We start from the raw sequence: 25,669 nt of genomic DNA, 5'->3' as shown, positions 1-25,669 counted from the left end.
CTTCTTTTCCTCGTCGCCGTGGCTGCCACGACCTTCGAGCCGCATTCGGCGGTCGCGCAGCCTTCGGCGCCGAGCGCGCGCGCGCGACGTGACGCGGCCGAACACAACAAACGAGCCTTCGAGGCGATCCGCCGAGCCGATGCCGACACGGCGAGGCTGGAGTTCCTCCAGGCGTATGCGTTGGTCCCGACCTCGGGCACCCTTTGGAATCTGCTCGTCGCCGAGGCCGACTCGAACCGTCCACTCGACGCGCTGAAGCGCTTGAGAGTCTATCTGACGGACCCCAGCCTCGAGCCGGCAAAGCAGGCGCGCGCCAAGGGCCTGCTGCTCGATTTGGCATCACGTGTCGGCCATTTGCAAATCAATGCGCCCGACGAGGTGACGGTAACCTTGGACGGAATGGCCGTTTCCCGGGAGCAGCGTAAAGAGAGCATCGACGTCGCCCCGGGAAAGCACGTCGTCGAGGCTGCGTTGGATACCGGAACGCAACGCAGAGAGGTCGATCTCGCCGCGGGCAACGAGACCACCGTATCGTTCGAGCCTCCGCCGAAGGATCCGCCAAAGGCCGCGGCGTCGGTCGTTGCGCCGCCGCCGCCCGCGCACGATGCAGCGCCGCGAGCACCTACCACGGGCTCCGGCGCGGGTGGCTCGCCGCCTGCCGCGACGTGGATCTTGGGTGGGGTTGCCGTTGCGGCGCTCGGGGCGGGGGTTGCTTTCTCGTTGAGCGCGAGATCCAAGCGGGACGAGCTTGGAGACGACTTTACCGCGTGCCGGGTGCCGGACAGTCCGTCGTGCGCCAACCTCCACGATCTCCGGGATGCGGCGAGCCGCAATGCGACCCTGGGTTGGATTGGCTATGGCGTGTCGGGGGCGGCCGCGGTCACCGGGGGGCTCATTTGGCTTTTGTCGCCGAGGAAGCCCGTCGAGCGCGCCGCGCGCGTCATTCCTCTTACCTCGCCTGGGATGGCGGGGGTTCGCTTTCAGACATCCTTCTAGGTGAGAACATGCGCAAAGCCACGGGCGTTACCATCGTTGGATGGGGTTTCGCGACCCTCCTCTTGGGCGGGTGCCCGCCCGCCGTTCCCGATCTCTGTTCGGGAGCCGAGTGCGGGCTGCCCGGTGGGGAGCTCGTCGTCGAGGTCGAGGGAAACCCTTCGCGAAAGTTTCGGCAAGGGTACGGCGCCGAGCCGACCAACGTGGCCGCCGTCGTGCACGTGACGGGGCCGAACCTCGACGGGGTGACGGCCGTCACCGTGGGCACCGCGCCGAATGCCGTCAACGGGATGGTCGTGGCCAACACGCCGACGAAGCTTACATTCAAGCTATCCATCCCGCATGGCGCTCCGCTCGGATCGCAGCCGCTCAACGTGATGGCGGCCGCAGGGCCGTTGACCGTCGCCAATGCGGTGACCATTACGGCGATCACGGCCGCTCCCGCGGGCAACGATGGAAATGATCTTGGCGCCGCGTCTACCGGTACCGATGAGCGTCCCGTGCGATCGCTTGCCAAGGCTACGAGCATCGCGGGAGCAGGCGACACGATTTTTCTCAAAGATGGAACCTACGATATGGCCCACGGCGAAACGTTCGCGCCCGTGACCTCGGCTCCGGTCAAGGTTACGCCGAACATTCCTGCGAATGTCACGATCAAGGGCGAGAGTGTGGCGAATACCAAGATCGTGGGGCCTGGCTCGAAGCTTACGGACGTCTATGGGCTCGTGGCCGCAGGGGACGTGCGCATCGAGTCATTGGATATATCGGGATTCGATGTCGGCGTCTATGTCGTCAACGCCGACGCTGCTGTCAAAGACGTCTCCGTGCACGCTTGCGCAACGGGGATCGACGTCGAAAATGCGTCGACGACGCATACGCATAAGTTTACACTGGATGCGGCGAACGTCTACGAGAACGACGTGACGGGCGTCATTTCGAATGGTGCGGCGGCGTTCGTCACGAATTGTCACGTCCACCATAACGCTACCTTTGGAATCGATTCGTCCGGTCGACCGATCTCCGTGACCAGCACGGAGATCGATCACATTGGCGGTCCCGCCGGATCGAGTCATGCTGCGATCATCTCGCCCGCAGGCGCGATGCTCACCAATGTCAACGTTCACGACAACAGATGGTACGGCTACGTTGGTTATGACGCCCCATCGAACGATACGCCGCTGGTCATCACGGGGAGCATCTTCGCCAACAACGATGTACGAGGAATCTCGCTCGCGGGCAGGGGCTCGTGGTCCGTCAAGGTTCGGGAGTCGCGATTCATCGTCAATAAGCGAGAGGATTACCCCAACTCGCAAGCCATTTATCTCGGCATCGATCTCAAGATGTTCGACCTTGGAACGCCCGACAGCCAAGGAAACAACCAATTCACGCTCTGTTCGACTTGCTACGGTATCGTCGACAATCGCGTGGCCCCGCCCGGGTCTCCTCCTCCTCCTTTTCCCCTTCATGTGTCCGGAAATAAGTGGTTTTTAGGCTCTGCCGTTTCCACGCCTACAGCAGGTTGCTCGAACGCCAAGTCCCCAAGTGCCGGCCCCCCACATCATTGGGATATCACCAACCCCGGCACGTGCTCGACGAGCGGAAACAACGGCAACTTCATTTTGAATTAGAGAGCACGAGAATCGCGCGGCGCGCGGCGCGCGGTCTGCGGTCGGTGAGAGCCCCTCAGCCGGCCGCCACTAACGCCACCCTTCGACCATGGGCATAACGGAAGTATTCTCCGTATCGACCGCCGTCGCCTGCGGGCTGAAGAGCGTCTTCAAAATGGCTCGGAACACGGCGTAGATCGGCTGCGGATTTTGCTGCCAACCCGACGGGGTGTAGTCGATGATGCTCACGACGGTGGTGCGGCGCTCCGGGAAGTAGAACGCCTGCGTATGGTATCCGGGGATGAGATCGCCGTTGTGTCCGCGCCCCAGACCGCCGCCGAAGGTGGCGCTGGGTTGGATTTCCATCATCGCCAGCCCGTATTTGTAGTCGTTCGTTCCTGAGATGGCGATCGCCTTTTCAATCTCCGCCTGGATCGCCGGGCTATGAAACGTGCCGCTCCCGAGCGCCTCGGTCCAGGTGAGCACGTCGCCCGGGGTCGCCACGATGTTGCCCGCCCCGAAGAGCGCCGCGGGCTGCAAGTTGTTGGTCGCATCGTTCCCGGCCTCGTCGCGCCCGACCGCCATGGTCCCCTCGACCCGTTCCGTGCCCGCGAAGAAGGTCGCTTGCGTGCCCAGAGGGGTGCGAAGGCGCTCGCGTAGGAGCGTGGCGATCGGCTTGCCCGCGACCTTCTCGGCGATGACCGCGAGCGCGACGAAGTTTGCATTCGTATATTGAAATGTCGAACCGGGCGCCGAAGCTTGGCCTTGCTGAAAGGAGAGATCCAGGAGCTGCTGCGGCGTGCAGCCGCCGAATAGAAGACACGTTCGGAACCCGAGCGTGTTGTCGAAGGGCTTGAGCCCGCCCGTGTGTTGCAGCAGATGACGCACGAGCACCGTGTTGCCGCCGGGAATGCCCGGGAGCCATTGCGACGCAGGGGAGTCGAGGGAGAGCAGCCCATCCTCGACCAGCTTTAGAACGACCCCCCCGACATACGACTTGGTGACGCTCGCAATCCGATGAAGCTTGGACCTATCGACCTTGGAGGGCCCGCTCGCAAAGTAGCGAACGCCGCAAGCGGGCGTCTTGATCGCTGCGACGGCGTCCCTGTTTGCAGGATGCGCCGCGTCCATCGCCCGCTGGATGGCCGCCGTCTCCTCCGCGCACGACGGCGCGCCTGCGTCGGGCGGATTCGCGCCCGCATCGGGTGGATTCGTGCTGGCGTCCGGCCCGTTGGCGCCGGGATCGTGCCGGCCGGAGCTCGTATCGGGCGTGGTGGAAGGCCCGGGCAGCGGTGCGCCGCGGTCGTAGCTTCCTTCGTTCGTACCCCCCGAGGGCGCGCCGCACGCGATCAGCGCGAGCGCAAACATCGTCGCAAGTCTTCTCATGAAATATCGAAAAGAGCATGGCTCGTGCCGCACCGCGGAATACGGATTTTCTCGAACTTTCCAGTCCAATGACGCATTTGCGAGCCCGCTGCGCGCGAAAGCCGCACGGATCGGAATGACGCGTTCCCCCGCGAGGAACCCGATGTTCCGGGATCGACGTTCCAGGTGCGTGGTGCGTGGTGCGTGGTGCGTGGTGCGCCGTGCGCGTCGCGGCTACTTCAACGCCGCTACTTCAAGCCGAAGAGCAGATCGAACGTCTCGCCGATCTTCGGTGCGGCCGGGTAGGTTTGGCAGTTCATGTTCTCCTTCACGTACGTTTTGGTCGAGCCATCGGCCTGGTACGTTTTCATCGCCGTGGCGAGACCGTCCCACCCCACGCAAGGTGGATCGGAGACATACGTGATGGCCGCCAGCGACGCCTCGAGCCGCGCGATTTCATCCTCCGTGAGCGTACGCGCCGTGTCCGAGTAGGCGCCCGATTGGCACAGGCGCCACGTGGCCTTGTGTGTGCTTCGGTCGTACGTCAGCTTTACATGATGCCCCCCGCACTGGCCCGGCTTGGCGGCGGCGCCGAGCTGCGTGCGTTCGAGCTCGATGCGCGCCGTCGAGCTGTCGACGGCGCGATGGGCTGGGACCGGGGGGTCGAACGTCGAACCGGAGTCGTCGCCGCATCCGGCGGCTCCTGCCAGGAGGAGGGTCAGTGGCGCGGCGCGAAGGAGGAAGGAAGCGACGTTCATACGTGCCCGCAAAGCACGGGCCGCACCACGGCGCACCAGGGAAATTTCGCGGGAATTGCCCCCGGTGCGCGTGCCATTGTGTGCCTTGGTTGGCGCAGGGCAGGCGGAGATGCCCGGCGCCGCGGCGGTTACACTTGCTGCGTCGGCAGCACGGTCAGGCGCTCGATGTTCACGTGGCGTGGGAGCGCGGTCGCAAAGGCAATGGTTTCGGCGATGTCGTCGCTCGCGAGCCAGGAAAAGCTCTTGCGCGCGGACTCGAACCACTGATTGGCGGTGTCGTCGGTCACATGGCCTTGAAGCTCGGTTTCGACCAGCCCCGGCTCGATCACGGAGACGCGGACCTTCTGCGGCCCGAGCTCGACCCGCAGGTTGCGCGACAGGTGGGTGATGGCCGCCTTCGTCGCGCAATACACAGCGAAGTTCGCATAGACGCCTTGCGCGGCGACGGACGAGATGTTGACGAGGTCGGCGGGGCCGCCTTTCTGTGCGGCTGCGATGAGCGGCGCGGCGAACGCGTCGGCCACGCGCACGGCGCCTTTGAGGTTGACGTCGATCATTTTCTCGAAGTCGGCCATGCGGCCCGCTCCGAACGTCGCCGCCTCCACCACGCCGGCGTTGTTCACCACCAGATCGACGGGCCCCAGCTCACCGGCGATGACATGGGTCGCCTCGGCGAGCCCCTTTGCGTCGTTGACGTCGACGGCCACGGTGAGCGCGCGCCCGCCGCCTTTTTGAATGTCGGCGGCCAACGCGTGGAGGCGATCCTTGCGGCGCGCCAAGAGCGCGACCGAGGCGCCGCGCGCGGCGAGCTTGCGGGCGGTGGCCTCACCGATACCGCTGGATGCACCGGTGACGACGGCAATGCGACCCGAGAGAGAATGCGATTCAGACATGATTTCGGACTCCTGGTTGGATGTGCCCGAACTCTGGGTCGCCGCATCGAGGCCAGGAAGCGACGGCCGAACCTAGGACTGCCAATCCCTGGATGACCGCACCCGGCCGGCGCCATGGTAAAATCATGCTGAAGACGATGGCGACCGATCGACGAAGCGAGCTGGCCGATTTTTTGCGCGGGCGACGAACGCGCACCATGCCAGGCGCGGCCGGTCTACCGCTGGGCCGCCGGCGGCGAACCCCGGGCCTGCGCCGCGAAGAGGTCGCCCAGCTCGCCGGTCTCAGCGTGGATTGGTACACACGCCTCGAGCAAGGGCGCGATGTGAACCCTTCGCGCGAGACCTTGGCCGCCATCGCGCGCGTGCTCGGGCTCGACGACGACGAGCGCGGACATCTCTTCTACCTCGCGCGTCCCGAGGACACGCTCGGTCCGCAGCCCGCGGGTCGCCAGGAGAAAGCCGAGCCTGCGATGGCACGCGCGCTCGAAATGACCAACGCACCCGCGCTGGTGTTGAGCGCGCGCTTCGATGTGCTCGCGTGGAACGCCGCCGCCTGCGGCCTGCTCGTGCCCTTCGATGCGATCCCTTGCGCCCGCCGCAACCTTCTCTGGCTGACGTTCCACCACCCGGAGCTGCGCGCCCGCTACGCCGACATCGCCCTCATCGAGAAGGAAGTGGTGGCCGGCTTCCGCTTCGTCGCGAGCGTTTACGTGGGCGATTCGCACTTCGACGCGCTCATCACCGACATGCTCGACACCAGCGAGACCTTTCGCACCCTCTGGGCGCGCCACGAGGTCCGCTCCAAAACGGGCGGCACGAAGGCCTTCCGCATCGACGGCCGCACGGTGCTCTTCGATTGGTACGCGCTCGCCTCGGCCACATGCCGCAAACAGCAGCTCGTCTACTACGTACCGCACCTTGCGACGGCGCGCCCGTGAGCTCGCCGCTCGCATCGCGCGCCATCGGTAGGAGGCGCTCTCGATCAATCGTCGTCGACGACTTTCCCATGTTGCTGCATGAGCAAAACGGCATCGCGCGCGGGCGCGCCCACCAGATCGCGATTCTCGATCAACTTGATGCTGTCGTTCTTGAGCAAGGTGAGGCGCGCCAGCTCGTTGCATTTGGCGCAAAAATTGATGACGAGCTTGAGGCTGAAGTCGTCGCTGGTCTTCACGATGCTGCGGAGCGCGGAGATATCGCCTTGGCGCACGGCCGACAACACTTGGATCTCGCGCCCGCCGTCCCCCGGAAAGATGGTCTCGCCATCGTCGAGGAACGCTTTGCACGCCGAGCATCGAAGCGAATGCCCGGCTTGGTAGATGAGGTATGCACCGCCGACGATGAACCCCAAGCCCAGCACGTACATGAGCCATTCGGGGATCGCGAGCTGGTGATAGCGGAACGAATAGCCGAGCGCCGAAGCGCCAATGGCTACGATGCCTACGAGCGAAACCGTTGCGCCACCCGCAACCCGCGTCGGATCGGTGGCTTTTTCCAAATGCCTGTTCATGGATTCCGACGAGCGTACGCGGGGGCGCTCCCGGCATCTTGAACGAAACGCAGATCGCGCGGCATGCGGCGCTGGACGATGTCGACCGGCCTGAAACCGAGCAGGCGCCGGCACGTTCGCGAGAAATGAGCGTGGTCCGAGAAGCCCGCGCCGATGGCGGCCGCCGTGAGGGCGGGGGAGCCCGAGAGCGCGGCGCGCAAGGCGCGCACCAAGCGATTCCATAGGAACCAAGCGCGCGGCGAGATGCCGACGTCGCGTAGAAACAGGGCTCGAAGGTGCTGGACGGTGATGCCGAGCCGCTGCTCGGGGCCGATGCGCGTATCGTCGCCCCCGTCGAGGAGCACGTGGAAATGCTCCAGCGCCCGCTCCACCCGTCGATCGAAGCCCGTGGGGCGCGACGTCCGCGGAAAGGTCATCGCGCGAAGCTCGTCGCCGAGCGCGACCAGGTGCAGCCCGTTCTGCAGATGTTGCCGTGCGGCCCACACGGCGTCACGCAACCGCAACGCAAGGGCAGGGCCGAGCGGCGCCGCGTGTCCGAGGTGCCGCGTCACCGCGTTCGGCTCGCGATGCTGCTCCGGATCGAGCAGCAAACTGATGACCGGACCGTCGCTCACGACCGAGCACGTGCGATCGCTCGGGATCACCACCGCCTGCGCGAGCACCGTTCGCCCCGTGCTCTCGCGCACCACCACGTCCGTCTCCAGCCCCACGAGCAGTTTGACGGCGTGCGAGGTGTGGGTGGTGGTGTCGAGCGCCGTCGAGAACCGCGTCGCGCGTTCGCCATCGAGCACAATCAGGGAACCGTCAATCGAGCTCACGATCCCACACGTTGCCACAGCCCCACGCCCATCGCAAAGTATCGCGCCGCGCCCGAGCGCCGTCCCACGCGAGATACGGAGACGCGATCGGCCGCCGTCCGTGTCGCCAACGGCCCGCAGCTCCTTGCGCGCGCGCTCGAGCACCGCATCGGCGATGTCGACCACGACACCCGGTGTCCACTCGGGCGAGGAGCTGCGCGACACCCTCGCCCGTGTCGCCGTACGTGAATCCCGTCAGGGGTGGCATGCTCCTGCACGCGACGGCATCACTTGGCGTCAGCGTAGACGGTGGCGCGCGAGACCCCCATGTGCGCGGCGGCGATGTTGGCACCCCGGCGGATCTCCAGGAGACCTTCCTTCTTTAGCGCGCGGACCACGTGCTTTCGGTCCGTCGGGCTCAAGGCGCGGGCCGTGGTCGCCTTTGATGCTGCGAATGCGTCGATGCGCGCGCGAATCCGCTCGGCGGGCGTTCCATCCAGGTGCTCGTGCACGCGGCCGTCTTCGATGTGCGTAAACTGCGCGAGCGCGCCCTGGAAGCTGCGAAAGAGCGTGAGATCCACGTTGAGGCAGAGCGCGGCGACGTACTGTCCCGTCTCGTCCTTGATGCCAATCGAGGTGCTCTTGACGCTTCGACCGTCCGAGAACGTGTTCGCATAATTCGAAATGCGCGCCGGAAATTCCGGATCGCGGATGCGCGCCAGCCCCAGCTCGGTCGCCGGCTGCCCCACGCGGCGCCCGCTCAAATTGTTGGAAATGCCGTGAATGGCATTCTTCGGATGGCGCAAATCGTGAACGACGACCTCGCAGAACGGTGCAAAGGTCTCGCCCAGCCCCTCGGCGATGTTCTGCAGCTGCTCCAAGAGGAGCTTGTTCGCCTTCTTCGTCATGCGATCGGGCTCCGTGCGAGGCCTCACCAAGGCCAGGGGAGGGTGGTGCCCGCCTGCTCCGCCACCGCCCGCTCGTACAGGATGCGCGCGGCGGTGAGATCCTGCAAGGCGAGCCCGGTCATGTCGAACACCGTGATGTCCTCGGGCGCGCGTCGAAAGGTCTCGTTTCCGCTCAGCAGATCGCCAATCTCCGTGCACGGGGTGCCGGGTGCCCACTGCGTTTCGCCGATTTGCTGCGCCTGCGCGCGGTCGTCCACGAACAGACGAACCTGCCCCAGGATGCCCTCCGGGAGCTCGCGTTTGCCCTTCGTATCCGCGCCCACACAATTGACGTGTGTCCCGGGCCGCAGGGCGTTTGCATCGAACAGCGGCATGTTGCCCGGCGTGGCCGTGATGACGATGTCGCTCTCCGAAACGGCGGCGTTGACGTCGCGGGCGAGCACCGGATCGCACCGTCCTGCGAAGTGGGCCTCGAACGCCGCATGGCGCTGGCCATCGGCGCGGACGTAGCGCACGGCGCGCAGGGAAGGGCACAGTCGCAGCGCGAAATCCACCTGAATGCGCGCCTGCGTCCCCGTGCCAAAGACGCACAGCTGCGCGGGATCGGGCCTCGCGAGCGCGCGAAGCGCCAAGCCGCCGGCCGCCCCCGTGCGAAGGGTGGTGACGGCGTTGCCGTCGATGATGCAGAGGGGCCGGCCGGTGGCCGGATCGATCAGCGCGATGGTCGCCTGGTGCGGCTCGCCACCGTACGCGCGGTTGCCGGGCCAAAACCCGGCGGCCTTGAAGCCGAGCAGCCCTTGCCCTGCGACGTCGCCCGACTTGATCCCGAAGACCCCGCCGGTGGCGAGCGCCTCCCGCACCACGGGAAACACGCGGCCCTCGCGGCGGCTGTGCAGCACGAAGGCTTCGCGCACGGCCTCGAGGGCGCTTTCGTGGGTGAGCAGCGTCCGGACCTGATGCGCGTCGAGCAGACGCAATGTCGCGCGCTCGCGCGATGCCGTTTCGTTCATATGTACAATTTGTCTAGAACGATACGAAATGTCAAAAGGGCTCTTTTAGCCCCGAGCGCACCCGGCGCGCGTAGGTGCTCCCTGGGTGCGCATCGAGGAACGTCCGCGCCAAGGTCTGCGCGCGGGCGTGCTCACCGGCCGCGCGAAGCGCCTCGATGCGCACGACGGTCGCCTCTTCGTCGAGCGCGCCATTCGGAAAGCGGCGCTGGAGATCGTCGAGGATCGACAAGGCCCGCGGCGGCTCGTGCGCGGCCAGCGCGGCGCGCGCGGCGTCGACCAAGGCCATTTGCTCGAGGAGCGACGCGCTGCGTACGGCGGTGGTCCGCGCACCCGCGCGCGGCTCCCGCGACGGACCTCGCGCCTGCGTCGGGTCCGGCTCCGCGCCCGCCGGGGGCAGGGCGGCCGCAGACGGTACGGTCGCCGCAGGCACCTCCGGCGCGGCGCTGCCCGATGCCGCGGTGCCCGACCCGCCCGTGTCCGATGCGACGACGCCCGACGAAGCCGTCTCCGACCGAGCCGGCGCAGCCATCTCCGACATGGAATCCTCCGCACCCGGATCGCGGATCGCGCGCGAACCCCGCGGCGCGAGCGCCATGGAGCCCCAGATCACGGCGGCGCCGAGGATCCCGAGCCCGACCCAGCCCAGCGCGCCCAGCGATCCCGCAGCCGTCGCCGGCCCGCGCGGCGGCGGCGGATCGAGCACGCCGAGCGCGCGCTTTGCGCGATCGAGCGCGCCGGCATCGGGGCGATCGACGTCGGCCGACGCCAGGAGCGCCTTGACGATGGGATCGCGCGTTTCGTCTTTCAGCCTTTGCGGATGGCTCATGGCTGGCTCCTCGCGCCCCGTCGTTCTTTGAGGGCGCTCACGCAGGATGCGAAAAGCTCGCGCGCCCGGCGAAGCCGCGAGGCCACCGTGCCCGGCGGGATGTCGAGCGAGGCGGCGATTTCGGCCATGGTCAGCTCCTCGAGCTCGTAGAGCACGAACACGGTGCGCAGATCCATGGGCATGGCCGCGAGCACGTCGTCGAGCGCCATGCGCGCGCGGCGGGCGTCGAGGATCGCTTCGGCATCGAAGTCGGGCCCGGGGTGGTCGTCCGCCTCCAACGCGGAGGCGACCTCGCGCGAGCGCGATAGGTGCTTTCGTACGCCCGAGGCCACGCGTACCGCGCACCCATAGAGATAGGCGCGCTCGGAGCCCTCCTTCACCTGGTCGAGGTGGTTGGCGAGCACGATGAACACTTGTTGCGCGGCGTCCTCCACATGGGCGGCCGGTACCCCGAACCGACGGAGCGCGCGCCAGATGGCATCGTAGTGCTCATGCATGCACCCGCGCAGCCGCTCGTGCGCGCGCGCAGAGCCCGGCGCAGGCGGCGATGGCGAGGGTGAATGGGGGCGCTCGGTGGCGGGGGTCATGAAGCTGGCTCCCCCTTAATGCACCCACGCCGCCCGTTTGATCACAATTCAGCTCCAATGGAAAAGTCGGCCTCCAGCCCGACGGGGGCGGCCCGGTAAATCGTGGCATCGGGCTGAAAAAAGAAGCGATCGCGCTTCAGCGGGATCATGACGGCCGCGCCCAGCTCGACGAAGAGCCCGCGGTGAACGTTCCAGCGCGCCCGCGGTGAAGGTCCCACCGCCACCCAGGGCCGCACCTCGCGTGTGGCGCGCGCGATGTGCTCGCCTTCGGCGCGAAGGGCCCCCGCCGTAAGCCGCGCGCACGGAAAGAGCGAGACGGGACCGAACCGAGCACGAACGGCGCATCCGTCGAGGGTGATCGCCAGCCGCGAAAAGCCCGCCCCCGCGTCCTCGACGTTCGTCGAGGCGCCCGTCAGGTACGTGACGGCGAACCGCACGCTCGGCTCGGGGGCCAAGGGCGCCGTCCACGTGGCCGTCAGCCCCGCGCCCCACAACACACCGGGCGCGACGCCCGCGGCCAGCGCGCCCTCGGCGGCCAGGGCCGCGGTGAAGACGCGTCGTTTGGGAGGAGGGGGCGGCTTTCGAGGCCGCGCCGGCATGACCGGCGGAGGAACCTTTGCGGGCGCGGGCGGCTCGCTCATGACGGGAGCCGGCGCGGGAGCCTGCTCCGGCGCGGCGAGCGGCTTCATGGTGACCGTGGGGTCCACGGCAATCGCCACCATCAAGGCCAGCGCCGATGCGACCTCGGAGCAGTTGTCGCCCTCGACCACGCGGCGCGATCGGCCGCCGTCCGAGTCGCGAATTTCGAGCCTCCCGCGCGCCGGCTTCGAGAGCGTGATGGCCACGGAAAAGCGCCGGGACGGCTCGCCCGGCCGGGGCTCGCGAAGACGCGTGGTGCGCTGGCGCACCTCCGCGAGAAATTCGCTCTCCTTCGGGCATGCCGCGGGGGCGCGGTAGGAGAGGATCACGGGCTCGTGCGGCTCGTCCGCGCGCACGGCGCGTGCGGCGGACCACGCCAGGAGCGCCCCCGCGAGCGCGATGGCGGTGCGATGAAAAGAACCCATGAGCCGATGATTCGAAGACGAAGCGCGCTTAGATGTAGAGGCCCCCGGCAGGATGTGCAACGAAATCGACGGCGGTCGTGATCAATCGGGCGCCCGCGGACCATTAAGCGCGAAATAGGAGGTCGATATGACGATGCGCGCTTGCTTCACCCCTCTCGCCTTGGCATTTTGTGGACTCGTGGCCTGCAGTGGAGACGACGTCGGTCTCGGTGGTCCGAACGACGGTCAGAAACCCAGCGATGGCACGCAAAAGCCGGAGACCTATCCGCGCTTGATCGTGGCCGGCCGCGATGGCGTTTCGATTTGGAACAACGCCACGAGCCTGGAGGGCACCCCCAAACCTTCGGCGCACCTCGATTTTAAAGGATCGCCCCTGGGGCTGGGGCTGAACGGCGATACGTTGTTCGTCGCCGCCTCGAACGTCGATTCCAACTTCAACACGGCGCTCTATCGATTCGACGGTGCCTCCAAGCTGACCGAGGGCGCGAAGCCGGCGAGCAGCATCCCCGGCACCGCGTTCCGGGGATCGGGCCAGCAGAGCGGCTTTTCGGGGCACGTTCGCATCCAGGCCGATAGCCGCCACAACGCATGGATCCACAACGCGACCAGCGGCGGCACCGTCCACGTTCTCCCCACCGGCGCCAACGCGCCCGTCGCGCGCTTCGGGCCGGTCGGGCAATACACGACCTACGATGAAGCGGGCGACCGCCTCTTCGGCAGCACCGTCGGCGGCCGCTTCTTTCCGGTGTGGGCCAACGCTTCGACCAAGACGGGCGATATCCAAAACTCCGACTACGACTTTTCGACGGTCAACCCGCAGCACATGGCCATCGCCGGAAATCGCCTCTACTCCAACGCCGTGCAACTCCAGCAGGAAAAAGGCTTTTCCGATATCAGCATTTGGAACGATATCGCGAACATCCGTTCGAGCAAAGCGCCCGACATCGTGATGGCCAACGCCTGCGCCGCCACCGATGATCGTCCCACCTACATCGCCCACGTCGCCGTGGTGAACGACGTGCTGCTCGCCGTCACCGGCACCTACCTGAAAAATGCGAGCGGGAGCGCCAGCTCCAAGGTGTGCATCTTCAAAGGCGCGAGCGCCATCACCGCCGGCCGCGCGCCCGACGCGGTGGCCTCCGTCGCCGACAGCTTGATCACGGGCAGCGGATCGGACAAAGCGTGGCTCAGCAAAGACGACCACCTGTTCCTGCTGGACGCCGGCGGCATCGTCATCTTCAAAAACGCCACCACCAACCCCACGTATGTCGCCCGTCTCTTCTACGACAACGCGGGCGCCGTGGACTTCCTTTTGCTCGAATAAGCGCCGTCATCGTTTCGCGGACACGCCGTCGTCGGGGCCGGTCCGGCGAAAGAGCCGGTGGCGGCCCGGCCCCAAGAGGAACAGCGCTGCGAACGCGATGGCGTCCTCCGCCGGTTGGGACCATGCATTGAAGTCATCGTGGCGCAAGAGGAGCTTCGACCATGCCACCAACATGGTGAAGGTCAAAAAGGCGCACGCCGGGCGTGTGAGAAATCCGACCACGAGCAGGAGACCGCCCCCGAACTCGGCGAGCCCCGCCATCAGCCCCCAGAACGCGGGCGCAAAGGTGATCCCCAGGCCGCCCATGGCGGCGCCAATCTTGGCCCACAGCTCGGGGCCGCCGAGCAACTTCGGTGCCCCGTGAAACATGAACATGGTCCCGAGACCGATCCGCAGCACCAGGGCTGCGAGATCGGGGGACGCCTGCCGGAGAATGCGAAACATGCGGGGCACCGTGCGCCGCTCGCCGCCGGAGCGCCAGCGCGTTATATTCCGAAGCTGTGAGCAAAAGTCACAGCACCGCGCGCGCGCTCCGCCTGCCGCCCTTGAACGCCGCGCGCGTCTTCGAAGCGTGCGCGCGGCTCGGATCGACGGTGGCGGCGGCCTCGGAGCTCGGGGTCACGCACGGCGCGGTCAGCAAGCAGGTGGCGCTGCTCGAAGCATGGCTCGAGATCCCCCTGTTCAATCGAAGCGGCGTCCGGCTCGCGCCCACCGCGGCAGGTGCGCGCTACGCCGCGGCGCTGGGGCGCGCGCTCGAGCTGGTCGATGCGGCCACGCGCGAGGTCACGGACTCCGCCAGCGGCCCCACCCGGGTCGTGCGCGTGAGCACCACCGCCTCGTTCGCGACGCTCTGGCTCTTACCGCGCCTCGAACGTTTCCACGCCCGTCACCCCGACACGGAGGTGTGGATCTCCGAGACGAAGGCGCTCGTCTCGCTCGGCCCCGAAGGCTCCGCCGATGTCGCGCTTCGCATGGGCAGCGGGCCTTGGCCGGGGGTTCGCGCCGAGAGCCTCATGTCCGATCATCTCATCCCCGTGTGCGCGCCCAAGCTCGCGGCGCGCCTTCGCCATCCGCCGGATTTGGCGCGCGCGACCCTGCTCCACGATCAGGATCCGCGCGCCGCCTGGGGCCACTGGCTGGAGGCCGCCGCGCTCGGGCGGCCCGTGTGGGCCGAGCGCGGACCGCGATTGCCAAACAGCGCGGCCTTGCTGCAAGCTTCGGCCGATGGTCAGGGCGTTACCCTCGCGTATGCCAAGCTCGCCGAGCCGTATCGGACGAAGGAGCGCCTGGTGCAACCTTTCGGGCCCGCCGTGCCGCTCGGGCCCACGTACTGGCTCATCTTGCCACGACGCGGCACCCCCACCACCCACGCCTCGCGCGTCTTTGCCGCGTGGGTGAGGGAAGAAGCGAAGCGCAGCCCCTGAGGCTCGTGGCTACTTCTTCGCGGCCCGCTGCCGGCGGTAGTCGAGCACGGGTAGGCCGCCCCAGCCCCAATTGTCGGTGTCGACCTCCTCGATCACGACGAACGTCGATTCGAGGGGCTTGTTCAGAACGCGGAGCAGCACCTCGCTGACCCCCGCGATGAGGGCCGCCTTTTCCTCGGCGGTCACGGACGGGCGATCGGGCGCGGTCCCCTCGCGGGTGACCTGAATGGTGACGATGGGCATGCGATGTCTCCGGCTACCAGCGCCCGGCGCTCTGGCCGCCGTCTACGTGGAGGATTTCACCGGTGACGAAGGGGGCCGACTCGAGGTAGAGCACGGCGTCGACCACGTCGCGGGTGTCGCCCATCCGGCCCACGGGGTGCAAGGTCGCCAACGCCGCGTGGTTCTCCTCCGGGTGCATCGGCGTCTTGATGATGCCCGGCGAGACGGCGTTCACCCGAACACCGCTCTTGGCGAACTCGATGGCCAGCGATTTGGTGACCGCGTTCAAGCCGCCCTTCGTCAACGACGCCAGCGCCGAGGGCACGCCGGCCATCGGTTGATCGACCAGGCTGGTGGTGATGGTGACGATATGACCGGAGCCCTGCTTCAACATCTCCGCCGCCGCCCGCTGGGTGACGTGGAAGAAGCCCGCCACATTCACCCCCATGTTGTGCGCATAATCTTCTTGGGTGAACGCGACGAACGGCTTGGCGAGGAAGACCCCGGCGTTGTTGACGAGCGAGTCGATGCGCCCGAAGCGCTCGAGCCCCTCGCGAACGATGCGCTCCGCGGTCTTTGGATCGGCGATATCACCGGGGATGGCGAGGATGTTCGCGTCGGCGCTGGGCTTCACCGTGCGGGAGCTCGCGATCACCCGGTAATTGCGATCGCGGTACGCGCGAACCAAGCTCGCTCCAATGCCTTGGGATGCGCCGGTGACGATGACGACTTTCTGTTCGGTGCTCATGGTGTGGATCTCCATCGATGGTTCAGGCCGCGCCCTCGCGGCCGTCCCTCCGCCGTCGGCGTCGGTGCAACCAATCTGGATCCAACCGCGTCTCGGTAGAATGATCGGCGTTCGGGAGGCACTCTCCCGGGTTTCGGCAGAATCAGCCCAGGCCATCCGCCTCCGCGGCCATGCGCGCGAAGGCGGCGCGCAGCCGGGGCAGCGCAAAGTCCACGAAGGCGCGGACCTTGGGGACCGACATGCGCCCTTGGGGCGCGAGCAGGTACACCGGCAACCGTGGATGCTCCGCGTCCGCCAAGACGATCTTCAGCCGCCCTTCCTTGACGTGTCGGGCCACATGATACGAATAAAGCCGGGTCAGCCCCCGGCCTGCGATCGCGGATGCGGCGGCCACGCGCACCGTATTGACCACGAACCGCGGTGTGAACTGCACGGTGCGAGGGATGGACGAGCCCTTGGCGGGCGTAAAGCTCCAGGAGTCGAGGCCGAAGTTGGTAAAGGCCACGATTTGATGTTTGGCGAGATCCCCAGGTTCCTTGATGCGCGGATGGCTCGCCAGGTAACGCGGTGAGGCGACCACCACGCGCCGGACATCGCCGCCCAAGGGCAGCGCGATGAGCGACGAGTCCGGCAGGTGCGCGATGCGCAGCGCGAGATCGACGCCTTCGTCGACGAGGTTCACCGCGCGGTCCAGCAGGAGGAGCCGGGCCGAAACCATGGGGTAGGCGTCCAGAAAATCGTCCAAAATCGGCTGCAGCACCTCCTCGCCGCTGATGGGGGGCGCCGAGAGGGTGAGGGTGCCGCGCGGGGCCGATCGTTCGCCGGCGGCCAGCCTGTCGGCCTCCTCGAGATCGAGCAGCACCCGGCGGCAGGCGACCGCATAGCGCTCGCCGGCCTCGCTCAACTTGAGCGATCGCGTGGTTCGATGGATCAACTCCACCCCGACGTGCGCCTCCAAGAGCGCCAGCGCGCGGCTGACCGCCGTCGGTGATCGCTTGAGCCGGCGCGCGGCCCCGGCCAGGCTGCCCTCGTCGAGGGCGGCGATGAAGATCCTCATTGCATCGATGCGATCCATGTCCTTCCGTTCTACCCACCGCGTCGACGTGGGTCGACGGCTACGGAAGAGCACTTATCATATGCGAGCGCATGCAGCAGCAACCTACGGGGCGCGCGATCGAGTCAGTACGTGATGTCGAGCACGGGGCGCGTGCCCGCGATGGATTCCATCGAGTGGAAGGTGGTAAATTCGAAGTTCTTCTCGCCCGTCAATAAAACACCGTTGTTGCCGCCGATGCACCATCGCTTGGCGATGGCGGTGATATCCCATTTGTACCAAGCGCACCCCTGGTCCACCACGGTGGTCGTCACCACCGGCCCGAACCCCGGCATCGCAAAGGCCGCCGCGCCCGCCGATGCCACATTGCACGTCGAACAGCCATTGGGAGAGTAACCCGTCCCGCCCGGTGTCCACGGGTTGGCGACCCAGTGCGTGGCGACCGGCATACCGAACCCTTGATCCGCCAACAGCCGCAGGGTCGCGGTCTTGAGGGTGGAGCACACGGTGGTGAGGGGCACGGGAAATTTGAGCAAGATATAATTCGGTATGGCCGCCGTGTGCACGTCGTTGGTGCGAAGCTCGCAGCTTTTGCCATAATCGACGAAGCCGGCGGAGGTCCTTTGGACCCAGGTGTCGGCGTTCGGGTTGAGGCTCAGCATGAGGGCCTGATCGACGGAATCGGTCTCGTCCTCCTCGGTGGCCGAAACACACGCAGTCGCCGCGATCATGGCGAGCGAAAGCCCTACTTTGACAGCGAAATGTCGTCCATTCATGGCGCCTTCTCCCTTCGAGCACGGGCTGCAGCGCGTTCGAAAAAACAACGTTTGCAGCCCCCCTGGGCGTTACGTAAGAACGGCGCCAGCCGTCCGCGATACCTTCGAACGGGTGACATCGCGTCGGGAGAGCTGGGCCACCCACGACCTCGCGGCGCGCGTTTCGCGTGATTGGCGTGCGCCGTCGCGCACGATTTGAAGTCGTCATTCGAGCGAGGTTTTCGTCACATCGATGGGGGAACGTTCGAGGAAGGATTGCGTCATTCGTGTGGCGCTCATCGCGGGACAATCGCGAGGAAAGAGGATGGTCCGCGGGGCGTAGGTACTGCTATCGAGAATGCTGTCTCGATTTGACGAATGTGCATTTCGTGTCATTTGCGAGAGGATCGAACATGAGAAAATGGTTTGCGCTCGGCTGCATGTCGCTGGTCGCGGCGTGCAGCGCCGATATCGATCAAAGCGTTGGGGCGGAGCTTTCGTCCGAAGATTCTTCGGCGTTGGCCGGCTTTCCAGCGGACGCATTCAATCCGGATCCCACCGGCCACACCATCCTGACGAAGGAGGACGTTCGAAATCTGATTCAGCCGGGCGAGGACCATGGTCACATTGGCGTCTTCTCGATCTATGCGCGCAAACGGACGTGCGGTCCTTCCGGCTGCGGCCCTTGGAAAGACGTCAAAACGATCCGTTTCGAGCCCCGGGATCCGCAGTCTCCGTACCGCGCCGACATTCCTATCCCTAGCCATGGGGTGGGGGTCGTCTGGATGTGGAAAGGCACCGGCGGCAAAGAGGTCAGCGAGATGTCTCTCCGGACCGACCACGGTAAGGAAGGCCGCGTGAGCGTTTACTGCAGGCTGGCGGGCGATCATGCCGATCCCTACCTGCAGTATGGCGTCGCGGGCTGCGCGCCCTCGATTGGCACCAGTTACGCGCGCCCTACGAGTGTCGATGGAGTGGCGGGCGAGCACGATCTCGCGTGGTCCGGCGGGGGTCTCGTTCCGGGTTACGGATCGAAGGACCGTATTCATTTGCTGGGGGTCACCGATACCCTGCAAGTGGCTATCGTCTCGCCCGTCGTCGCCTCCGCGATCCCCGTCGTGGAGAAGAGCGTCGAATGCACGGGGACGCAGCACCGCCAGATCCGCGTGGGCAACGAGTGCGATCCCATCGACACGGCCATGCCGCCTGCGCAATACGACTTCAAGTACGACATCATCCCTGGTCCGGGCACCGAAAAGCGCATTTACGTGACCTCTCCGGATGGGTATCCCGATATATATCGAAATATCCTTCAAAGCGGCTGGGGGGCCGTGCTCCTCCCGCTCACCTCGGAGGAGCAACGCCACACGATAAAATCGGGCGGGCAATTCGAGACGCGCTACACCGTGCAAAAACAAGCCGACGGAATTCGCTTCCGGTTCGAGGGCGCCTTTACCCCACCGGGTGGGGGGTTCTGCCGATCGACGTGGTGGGAAGCGTCATGCGCCACCGTCGCCCCCGAGAACCTCTGAAAACGGAGGGGCACCCCACCCGCGGAGCAGCTATTTCCTAGCATCCGCATCGCCGCGCCACCTGCCAAGAGCCCGGCCTGGCGCGCGGCGGGCCCCCCGGACTTCGCGCGTTCTCCTCGGAACCGCCGCATCCTGGCACGCGGTTGACAAACCGTGCCCGGGATGGTCGCCTCGAAGCAGCATGGAGGCTCGGGCGGGGCGGCATCGAGGGCGAGAGGGCCTGCTGTTCACGTTCTTGCTTCTGTGGAGCGGTCTTTCCCGCGCGGACGACACAGGGACGGCATCGCCGGCTCAGCAGCGGCGTCGCACGTTGGCCCCCATCGCCGCCGTGGTTCCTGGGTTGGTCGTGCATGGGAGCGGGCACTATGTGCGCGGGGAGACCGCCACGGGGCATCGCCTGCTCGCGATGGAGGGGGGCGGCGCCGCCGGGCTCGCCCTTGGGCTGGCCGGACTGGCCATCACCGGTGCATCGCGCCGGTTCGTGGGCGCCTTGGCGCTGCTCACCCTCAGCGGTGGAGGCTTGTTCGTCGTATCCACCTTGGCCGATCTCTATGGCGTCGCGGCGCCGGAGGCCATCCGCGGCACCCCGCTGCGGATGGCGCCCGTCATTCGCACCGAATTGGGACTTCGCTATGTGTACGATCCCAACTTCGATTATCGAAGCTTCATGGTGCAAGGCATCGACTATCGGGTGCGCGGTCTCAAGCTCGCGCCCTCGGCCTGGTTCGCGCTGAACGACGACAACGCGCGCCTCATGGCCAACGTAGGCTACCGCTTCGTGGGGCCGCGCCCCGATCGGTCCGCGCGCGATGGCTCCTATTTCGATATCGACGCCGGCTTTCTGCACCACCGCTATGGCACCGAGCAATTTTCCATGACCGGCGCCGAGCTCTCTATCAAAGGGAGGCTCGATATGGTCATCCTCGGCCGCACCTTGCGCGGCTCGTTCGCCGAGCTGGGGGGCGGCTTCGGCCTGCAGTCGTACCGCTATTTGGGCCTCAGCGAGGAGGCGAATACCCTGCTCCTGGGCTGGTTCGCGTGGGGCTTTTACGTGGGGCCCGGCAACGAGATCCTGCTCTATTACGACCACCGCCACGATGACTTTGCCGGGGGGATGAAGCTGGGCGGGTTGGGGGCCCTGGGGAGCGGTGTGCCCGGGCACGTGGGGGCGCGCGGTACGTATTTCGTCACCCCCGACTGGGGCGTCTTGGCCGATGCGCAGATCGGCTCCGCCTTCGTGGGCGGCGTTTCCTTCCTCTTTCGTCACGGGGCCAAGCCATGAACCCATCCGCGCTCGTCCTGGGATCCCTCGTATTTTTCGCCTTTTCAGGCTGCTTGCACGTGGCGGAAGATCGCGCCGAGCGCGATCGCACGGTGGGGCATGCGGCAAACGAAGGCGCCGAGGTCCACGTGGCCGACGGTCTGGCCGCCGTGCGGGCGTTCGCGCCCGGCACCGTGGAGCTCTGGACCGAGGCGCCCGCGCTTCGCTTCGAGATCGCGACCCCGGCCGGCGGCGGCGCGCGGACGTGGACCCTCCGACTGCGAAATGTCCTGCCCGACGCCGAAGTGCGCGCGCAGCTGGCCAACGGAGCGGCGCTGCCGCTCGCAACCTCCCGCCCCGCGCGGACGGAGATGCGTGTCTCCCTCGAGCTCCCGCCGGGCGCGCGCGCCACGTTCACCTTGTCGGCGCCCGACGCCTCGTCGCTCGAACCCTGGCGCTTCGCCGCGCTGGCCGACGTGCAGAACGCGTTGGATCGCGTGGAGGACATCTACCGCGTGATGAACGACGATCCGGCCATCCGCTTCGTCGTCTTCAACGGCGATCTCACCGAGCGCGGCACCGACGAGGATCTCTTGCTCTTCCAGCAAAAGCTCGGGGCCTTGAATGTGCCGCTCTACGCGACCTTGGGCAACCACGAGCTGGGGACGCGCGACGATGCCTTTCAAACGTTCTACGGCCGGTGCAGCTTTAGCTTCTTCTTCCGCGGCGTGCGTTTCACCTTGCTGGACTCCGCCAGCGCCACCCTCGATCCCCTGGTCTACTCCTGGCTCGACGGCTGGCTCCAGCAAGGCCGCGGCGATCTCCACGTGGTGACCATGCACATCCCGCCGCTGGATCCCGTGGGGGAGCGCAACGGCGCGTTTGCCAGCCGGCCCGAGGCCAACAAGCTCATCGCGCGCCTGGCGGCCGGCCATGTGGATCTCACCCTTTATGGGCACGTGCACTCGTATTACGCATTCTCCAATGGCGGCATTCCCGCCTTCATCTCGGGCGGCGGAGGCGCCATCCCCGAGCGCCTCGACGGCATCGGCCGCCATTTTCTGGCGGTGGACGTGGACCCGCGAGCGCAGAAGGTGAGCACCTCGTTTCGCCCCGTCGATTGATCGGCGCGGGGCCGTGGAGCGCCTTACGCCGTGGCGGCGAGGGCCGCCTCGAGGTCCGACCAGAGATCGTCCAGGTGCTCGCAGCCGACGCTGAACCGAAGGAGGCTCGGGGGCACGTGCTCCTGCCGCGGCAACTTGGCGCGGCGTTCGATGGTGCTCTCGACGCCGCCGAGGCTGGTGGCGGAGGTGATCACGCGGACAGCTTCGCACACGGCGTCGGCGCGCGCGGCCCCGCCGTGCACTTCGAACGAGAGCACGGCGCCGAAGCCATCCATCTGCGCCGCGGCGCGCGCATGGCCCGGATCGGTGGGCAGGCCCGGATAGCGCACGCGCGCCACCTGGGGGTGCTCGTGCAAGCGCTGCGCGAGCGCCGCGGCGCTTCGCTCGCCCTGCCGCAGACGAACCGGCATGGTCCGCAGCCCGCGCAGCGCCAGAAACACCTCGAGACCGCCGGGGGTCGCGCCCGCGAGCTCGCGCCGCCTCCGCAGGCGCTTGTACAGATCCGGATCGGCGGTCACCGTCAGCCCGAGCAAGAGATCGGAGTGGCCGCCGATGAACTTGGTCGCGCTGTGCATCACCACGTCCGCGCCCAGCTCGAGCGGCCGCTGGAGGAGCGGCGTGGCGAACGTGTTGTCGACGACCACGCGCACCCCGGCCGCGCGGGCGCCCTTGCAGAGCGCGGGAAGATCGGCCACGTCGAGCAAGGGATTGGTCGGCGACTCGAGCCACAGAAGATCCGCGCCCGCCGCAGCCGCCAAGGTGGCCTCCGTGTCCGTGATATCGACCGTACGAACCTCCCACCGCCCCGCCTCGTCGAAGAGCACGCGCATGGCGATGTACGAATCGCGCGGCACGACCACGCGGGCGCCCGGCGGGAGCAGGTCCGCGATGGCCGCCGTGGCGCCCATCCCCGACGCGAACGCGAGCGCGGAGCCACCCTCGAGCGCACCGACGGCGGCCTCCAGCGCGGCCCACGTCGCCGTTCCATCGTCGCGCGCATACTCGCCCGCGTGCCCTGCGCGAAAGTTCGACGCCATGATCAGCGGCACATTCAGGGGCTCGCCGACCCGCATCGGCGTGCGCCCCGCGCCCACGCAAACCGTCTCTGCACGCAGCCGCCCTGTCGAGTGCTCTTTGGTCATGGCGTGAGGATAGCCGTTAAGTTGCGCGCGCGCAGGCGTGAGGTCACCTCGCGGAGCAGGGCGTCCAGGATGGCCTGGTGCGCGCGCGGGTAGCTGGGTTGCCGCCAGTAGTGCAGCACCACCGGCGAGGTGATGCTGCGCAGGCCGGGCACCTCGCGCAGCCTGCGTTTGCCCTGCAAGAGATGCCGCGGCACGACGGCGCGGCCGAGACCTTGGGCGGCGCCGTCGAGCAAGCCGTAAATGTCGTCCAGGTACCAGCGCTTCAAGCGGGCGGTGCTCTGTCCGTTGCGCCGCAAAAAGCGCTGGGTGATGGTGTCGGATTGGTCGTGGTCGAGGTAGACGTCGCGCGGGGTCTCGTAGGTCGCGCTCTCCACGAGCACGAGCCTCTCCACACCGAGGCGCACGTGCTCGAGGCCCACCCGCTCGAGCGCGCGATCGAGCAGCACGAAATCGGCGCCCGCGCGATCCAATAAGCCCTCGAGCTCGTCCAGCTCGCGCGACGCGATCTCCAGACGCAGCCGCCGGTTCGCCCGCGCGAGGCGGGCGAGGGCAGGGACGACCAACGAGCGGACCACCGAGGAAAAGCCGGCGATGCGGAGGGTCCCCCCGAGCCCTTCGCCGGGCGGCGCGGTGAGGTCCGAGACCAGCTCCTTCTCGAGCGTCTCGCGCGCCTGCGCATACCGCAGCAGCCGCGTCCCCGCGTCCGTTAGCGCGATCCCGCGCGCGCTGCGCAGAAAGAGCCGCTGTCCGAGCTCCTCCTCGAGCGCCTTGATGCGCATGGAGAGCGCGGGCTGCGTGAGATGAAGCGCTCTGGCCGCGCGCCCGAAGCTTTGCGCGCGGACCACGGCATAAAAGGCGTCGAGCTGCAGGGCAGAGAGGCTCATCAGAAATATTTATGAATTCATCATATCATTCAAATGGACTGAATCCATCGCGCGGGCTACCTGGCCGGGCGATGAATCGTTGGAGGAACATCGGGGCGGTGCTGGTCGCGCTGGTCGCGCTCGTTGGAGCCTGCATGCGCACCCCCGAGGAGCCCCCCGCGCAGGCCTCCGAGCAGAGGATCGCGGGGTGCGCGCCTGCGCCGGGCAACCGCGACGCGGTGGCCGCGCTGCTCGCGGCGTCGCCCGCGTGCCCGGGCAATGTGCTCGAGTTTCGCGCGCGCCTCGAACGCGAACCGGCGAAGGTGGCCACGGCGTTCGTGGACAACCGGGGCTTTCACAACGCGGCGGCCGGGAGCTTCAGCCTCTTCGAGAGCGTGACGGGGATCGTGGCCGGGGTGCGCGTCGCGCCCGGCGATTTCTTCTTCGGGCACTTCACGGAGAAGCGCGGCGCGGCGTGGGTGCTCCAGCAAACACCCGAGGACGACGCGCTCCTGATCGAGCTCATCGCGTGGGATCCGGCGAAGGGCCTCTTCAACTTTTACGAGCTTCGCGGCAACGGCGCCCGCGGCCGATGGTTCTACCGCGGCGACTCGGCGGACATCCTGCGCGACATCGCGCAGCTTCATCGGCAGGACGATCCCGCGCGGCCGGCCTTTGGGCAGCGGCTTCGGTGCTCCGGGTGCCACCTGGGTGGAGGTCCCATCCTGAAAGAGCTCGCCGCTCCGCACAACGACTGGTGGACCTCGGCGCGCCCGCTGCCGCTCCCCGCGCTCCCACCGGAGCCCGCCCTCGCCCGCATCCTCGCGCAGGGGCTGGTGGACGCCGGGGAGCTCGCGGCGCGCGTTCGCCAGGGGAGCGCGAAGCTCGAATCGAGCGCCGCCTTCCGCGCGGCGCGAAAGGAGAGGTCGCGGCAGGAACGGCTGCGTCCCTTGTTTTGCCCCGAGGAGATGAACCTCGGATCGGACAGCGCGCCGAGCGATGCGCCGTCCGACATCGCGCCGCCGAGCGCCTTCTTCGTGGATCCGCGGCTCGGATCGCGCGAGCTCGTGACCTCGCGCGCAGGCTACGATGCGGCGCTGCGGGCCCTCGCGAGCGCGTTCCCGGAGAGCGGGCGGGCCGACGCCGATCACGCGTGGCTCGCGCCGGTCAAGGCGGCCGCGGACGTCGGTGCCGTCGCAAAGCTCGTGGAGGAGCGCGCCGTCGACGAGGAGCTCGTGGCGGACGTCCTCGCGGTGGACATGGGCAATCCGGCGCTCTCCGGCGCGCGCTGCGGGCTTCTGCGGCTCGTCCCCGAGGATGCTCAGGGCTGGAGGGCCGCCTTCGTTCGCGCGCTGGCCGGGTCGAACGATCCCGCGGCGCGCGAGCTCCACGCGAACCTGACGGATCCCGCGCGCGATGCCAGGTGGCACCGCGCGCAAGCCGCGTCGATGCTGGAGGCGTGCGCGCGCCGGCTTCGGGCGGGGGACGTCGCGCCCTATGTGGAGCTCTTGGCCCAGCGCCGCGCCGAAGTGTCGGCCAACGCGATCGCGACGAACCCGCGCGGGCAGATCCTCGAGCCGGGATTTCGCATCGTCTTTCCCGACGTCTTGCCGGGGCCGCGTCCCGGGGCGCTCGAGCTCACACGCGCGTGCACGGTCGTCCGGCGGTAACGGCGCAGCCCATCGGTGCTGCGCGTCGGTGGAGCCCTGGATGCGCCGCGCGCAACGAGGGCGATCGTCGCGGAGCGACGCCGCGCGCGTACGGTGGCGACGCGCCGGGTGCGGCGTATGCCTCGAATCGTTGTGGGTTCGTTCGAACCGGGTCGGGCGATCGCGTCCGATAGCCTTCGAAAATGGTCTCGGCACCGCAATTGCTGATGTCCAGGACGCGTTCAGGATGCGT

At 67.4% G+C, this 25,669-nt stretch carries 26 protein-coding genes; 9 read left to right on the top strand and 17 right to left on the bottom strand.

Annotated elements, in window-relative coordinates; genetic code table 11:
- Positions 1-18: 18 nt before the first annotated feature.
- Together LZC94_21685 and LZC94_21680 are read left to right on the top strand one after the other, a co-directional pair.
- On the top strand, positions 19-996 hold the full coding sequence (locus tag LZC94_21685; protein ID WXB19823.1) for a hypothetical protein: 978 nt from the start codon (positions 19-21) through the stop codon (positions 994-996).
- An 8-nt stretch (positions 997-1,004) separates the two neighbouring features.
- Positions 1,005-2,621: a DUF1565 domain-containing protein gene (locus LZC94_21680; protein WXB19822.1), complete on the top strand. Its 1,617-nt coding sequence runs from the start codon at positions 1,005-1,007 to the stop codon at positions 2,619-2,621.
- Positions 2,622-2,690: 69 nt separating this feature from the next.
- Here LZC94_21680 and LZC94_21675 read toward each other — a convergent pair whose 3' ends face one another.
- The 3 genes from LZC94_21675 to LZC94_21665 all read right to left on the bottom strand — a co-directional run bounded on the left by LZC94_21675 (position 2,691) and on the right by LZC94_21665 (position 5,616).
- Complete coding sequence (locus LZC94_21675) at positions 2,691-3,986, bottom strand: serine hydrolase (GenBank protein WXB19821.1); 1,296 nt, start codon at positions 3,984-3,986, stop codon at positions 2,691-2,693.
- A gap of 227 nt (positions 3,987-4,213) precedes the next feature.
- Positions 4,214-4,723, bottom strand: coding sequence for a hypothetical protein (locus LZC94_21670; protein WXB19820.1), 510 nt, complete (start codon positions 4,721-4,723; stop codon positions 4,214-4,216).
- Between the two features lie 128 nt (positions 4,724-4,851).
- The gene (locus LZC94_21665; GenBank protein ID WXB19819.1) at positions 4,852-5,616 is read right to left on the bottom strand and encodes an SDR family oxidoreductase; all 765 of its coding nucleotides are present in this window, start codon (positions 5,614-5,616) and stop codon (positions 4,852-4,854) included.
- A gap of 125 nt (positions 5,617-5,741) precedes the next feature.
- On the opposite strand from LZC94_21665, the gene LZC94_21660 reads away from it, so the two are divergent.
- Entirely contained in the window at positions 5,742-6,554 is an 813-nt protein-coding gene (locus tag LZC94_21660; GenBank protein ID WXB19818.1) for a helix-turn-helix transcriptional regulator, read from the top strand.
- Between the two features lie 44 nt (positions 6,555-6,598).
- Here the strand turns inward: LZC94_21660 and LZC94_21655 are convergent, their stop codons facing one another.
- From LZC94_21655 to LZC94_21625, 7 genes are all read right to left on the bottom strand, one after another.
- The gene (locus LZC94_21655; GenBank protein WXB19817.1) at positions 6,599-7,126 is read right to left on the bottom strand and encodes a hypothetical protein; all 528 of its coding nucleotides are present in this window, start codon (positions 7,124-7,126) and stop codon (positions 6,599-6,601) included.
- On the bottom strand, positions 7,123-7,944 hold the full coding sequence (locus LZC94_21650) for a helix-turn-helix domain-containing protein (GenBank protein WXB19816.1): 822 nt from the start codon (positions 7,942-7,944) through the stop codon (positions 7,123-7,125). The genes LZC94_21655 and LZC94_21650 overlap by 4 nt, the downstream gene beginning before the upstream one ends.
- Before the next feature lie 266 nt (positions 7,945-8,210).
- Positions 8,211-8,831, bottom strand: coding sequence for a PAS domain-containing protein (locus LZC94_21645; GenBank protein ID WXB19815.1), 621 nt, complete (start codon positions 8,829-8,831; stop codon positions 8,211-8,213).
- 23 nt (positions 8,832-8,854) lie between these two features.
- Complete coding sequence (locus LZC94_21640; GenBank protein ID WXB19814.1) at positions 8,855-9,841, bottom strand: ornithine cyclodeaminase family protein; 987 nt, start codon at positions 9,839-9,841, stop codon at positions 8,855-8,857.
- 31 nt (positions 9,842-9,872) lie between these two features.
- The gene (locus LZC94_21635; protein WXB19813.1) at positions 9,873-10,667 is read right to left on the bottom strand and encodes a hypothetical protein; all 795 of its coding nucleotides are present in this window, start codon (positions 10,665-10,667) and stop codon (positions 9,873-9,875) included.
- On the bottom strand, positions 10,664-11,254 hold the full coding sequence (locus LZC94_21630) for a sigma-70 family RNA polymerase sigma factor (GenBank protein ID WXB19812.1): 591 nt from the start codon (positions 11,252-11,254) through the stop codon (positions 10,664-10,666). The genes LZC94_21635 and LZC94_21630 overlap by 4 nt, the downstream gene beginning before the upstream one ends.
- 41 nt (positions 11,255-11,295) lie before the next feature.
- The gene (locus tag LZC94_21625; protein WXB19811.1) at positions 11,296-12,318 is read right to left on the bottom strand and encodes a hypothetical protein; all 1,023 of its coding nucleotides are present in this window, start codon (positions 12,316-12,318) and stop codon (positions 11,296-11,298) included.
- Positions 12,319-12,445: 127 nt separating this feature from the next.
- Between LZC94_21625 and LZC94_21620 the strand changes: the two genes are divergently transcribed.
- On the top strand, positions 12,446-13,642 hold the full coding sequence (locus tag LZC94_21620; protein ID WXB19810.1) for a hypothetical protein: 1,197 nt from the start codon (positions 12,446-12,448) through the stop codon (positions 13,640-13,642).
- A gap of 6 nt (positions 13,643-13,648) precedes the next feature.
- On the opposite strand, the gene LZC94_21615 is transcribed toward LZC94_21620, so the two are convergent.
- Complete coding sequence (locus tag LZC94_21615) at positions 13,649-14,086, bottom strand: DoxX family protein (protein WXB19809.1); 438 nt, start codon at positions 14,084-14,086, stop codon at positions 13,649-13,651.
- A 56-nt stretch (positions 14,087-14,142) separates the two neighbouring features.
- Between LZC94_21615 and LZC94_21610 the strand changes: the two genes are divergently transcribed.
- Positions 14,143-15,066, top strand: coding sequence for a LysR substrate-binding domain-containing protein (locus LZC94_21610; protein ID WXB19808.1), 924 nt, complete (start codon positions 14,143-14,145; stop codon positions 15,064-15,066).
- 9 nt (positions 15,067-15,075) lie between these two features.
- Here the strand turns inward: LZC94_21610 and LZC94_21605 are convergent, their stop codons facing one another.
- The 4 genes from LZC94_21605 to LZC94_21590 all read right to left on the bottom strand — a co-directional run bounded on the left by LZC94_21605 (position 15,076) and on the right by LZC94_21590 (position 17,866).
- A complete protein-coding gene (locus tag LZC94_21605) occupies positions 15,076-15,309 on the bottom strand; it encodes a 4-oxalocrotonate tautomerase family protein (protein ID WXB19807.1) in 234 nt (77 codons plus the stop codon).
- A gap of 13 nt (positions 15,310-15,322) precedes the next feature.
- Complete coding sequence (locus LZC94_21600) at positions 15,323-16,036, bottom strand: SDR family oxidoreductase (GenBank protein ID WXB19806.1); 714 nt, start codon at positions 16,034-16,036, stop codon at positions 15,323-15,325.
- A gap of 142 nt (positions 16,037-16,178) precedes the next feature.
- Complete coding sequence (locus LZC94_21595; GenBank protein ID WXB19805.1) at positions 16,179-17,111, bottom strand: LysR family transcriptional regulator; 933 nt, start codon at positions 17,109-17,111, stop codon at positions 16,179-16,181.
- Between the two features lie 104 nt (positions 17,112-17,215).
- On the bottom strand, positions 17,216-17,866 hold the full coding sequence (locus LZC94_21590; GenBank protein WXB19804.1) for a DNRLRE domain-containing protein: 651 nt from the start codon (positions 17,864-17,866) through the stop codon (positions 17,216-17,218).
- A gap of 392 nt (positions 17,867-18,258) precedes the next feature.
- Here LZC94_21590 and LZC94_21585 point away from each other — a divergent pair, with 392 nt between their 5' ends.
- The 3 genes from LZC94_21585 to LZC94_21575 all read left to right on the top strand — a co-directional run bounded on the left by LZC94_21585 (position 18,259) and on the right by LZC94_21575 (position 21,762).
- Entirely contained in the window at positions 18,259-19,377 is a 1,119-nt protein-coding gene (locus LZC94_21585) for a hypothetical protein (protein ID WXB19803.1), read from the top strand.
- A gap of 328 nt (positions 19,378-19,705) precedes the next feature.
- Entirely contained in the window at positions 19,706-20,659 is a 954-nt protein-coding gene (locus LZC94_21580; GenBank protein ID WXB19802.1) for a hypothetical protein, read from the top strand.
- The gene (locus LZC94_21575; protein ID WXB19801.1) at positions 20,656-21,762 is read left to right on the top strand and encodes a metallophosphoesterase; all 1,107 of its coding nucleotides are present in this window, start codon (positions 20,656-20,658) and stop codon (positions 21,760-21,762) included. Before LZC94_21580 ends, LZC94_21575 begins: the two co-directional genes overlap by 4 nt.
- Positions 21,763-21,785: 23 nt before the next feature.
- On the opposite strand, the gene LZC94_21570 is transcribed toward LZC94_21575, so the two are convergent.
- Both LZC94_21570 and LZC94_21565 read right to left on the bottom strand, forming a co-directional pair.
- Positions 21,786-22,904, bottom strand: a complete 1,119-nt coding sequence (locus LZC94_21570) for an aminotransferase class I/II-fold pyridoxal phosphate-dependent enzyme (protein WXB19800.1) — start codon at positions 22,902-22,904, stop codon at positions 21,786-21,788.
- A complete protein-coding gene (locus LZC94_21565) occupies positions 22,901-23,788 on the bottom strand; it encodes a LysR family transcriptional regulator (GenBank protein WXB19799.1) in 888 nt (295 codons plus the stop codon). The genes LZC94_21570 and LZC94_21565 overlap by 4 nt, the downstream gene beginning before the upstream one ends.
- A 71-nt stretch (positions 23,789-23,859) precedes the next feature.
- Here LZC94_21565 and LZC94_21560 point away from each other — a divergent pair, with 71 nt between their 5' ends.
- Entirely contained in the window at positions 23,860-25,437 is a 1,578-nt protein-coding gene (locus tag LZC94_21560) for a hypothetical protein (protein WXB19798.1), read from the top strand.
- The last annotated feature ends 232 nt before the right edge of the window (positions 25,438-25,669 follow it).

The sequence above is a fragment of the Sorangiineae bacterium MSr11954 genome, assembly GCA_037157815.1.
In the GTDB taxonomy this organism is placed as follows: Bacteria; Myxococcota_A; Polyangia; order Polyangiales; family Polyangiaceae; genus Pendulispora; species Pendulispora albinea.
The sequence above is the reverse complement of the archived record's forward strand: the minus strand, read 5'-3'. Positions and strand labels throughout refer to the sequence as shown.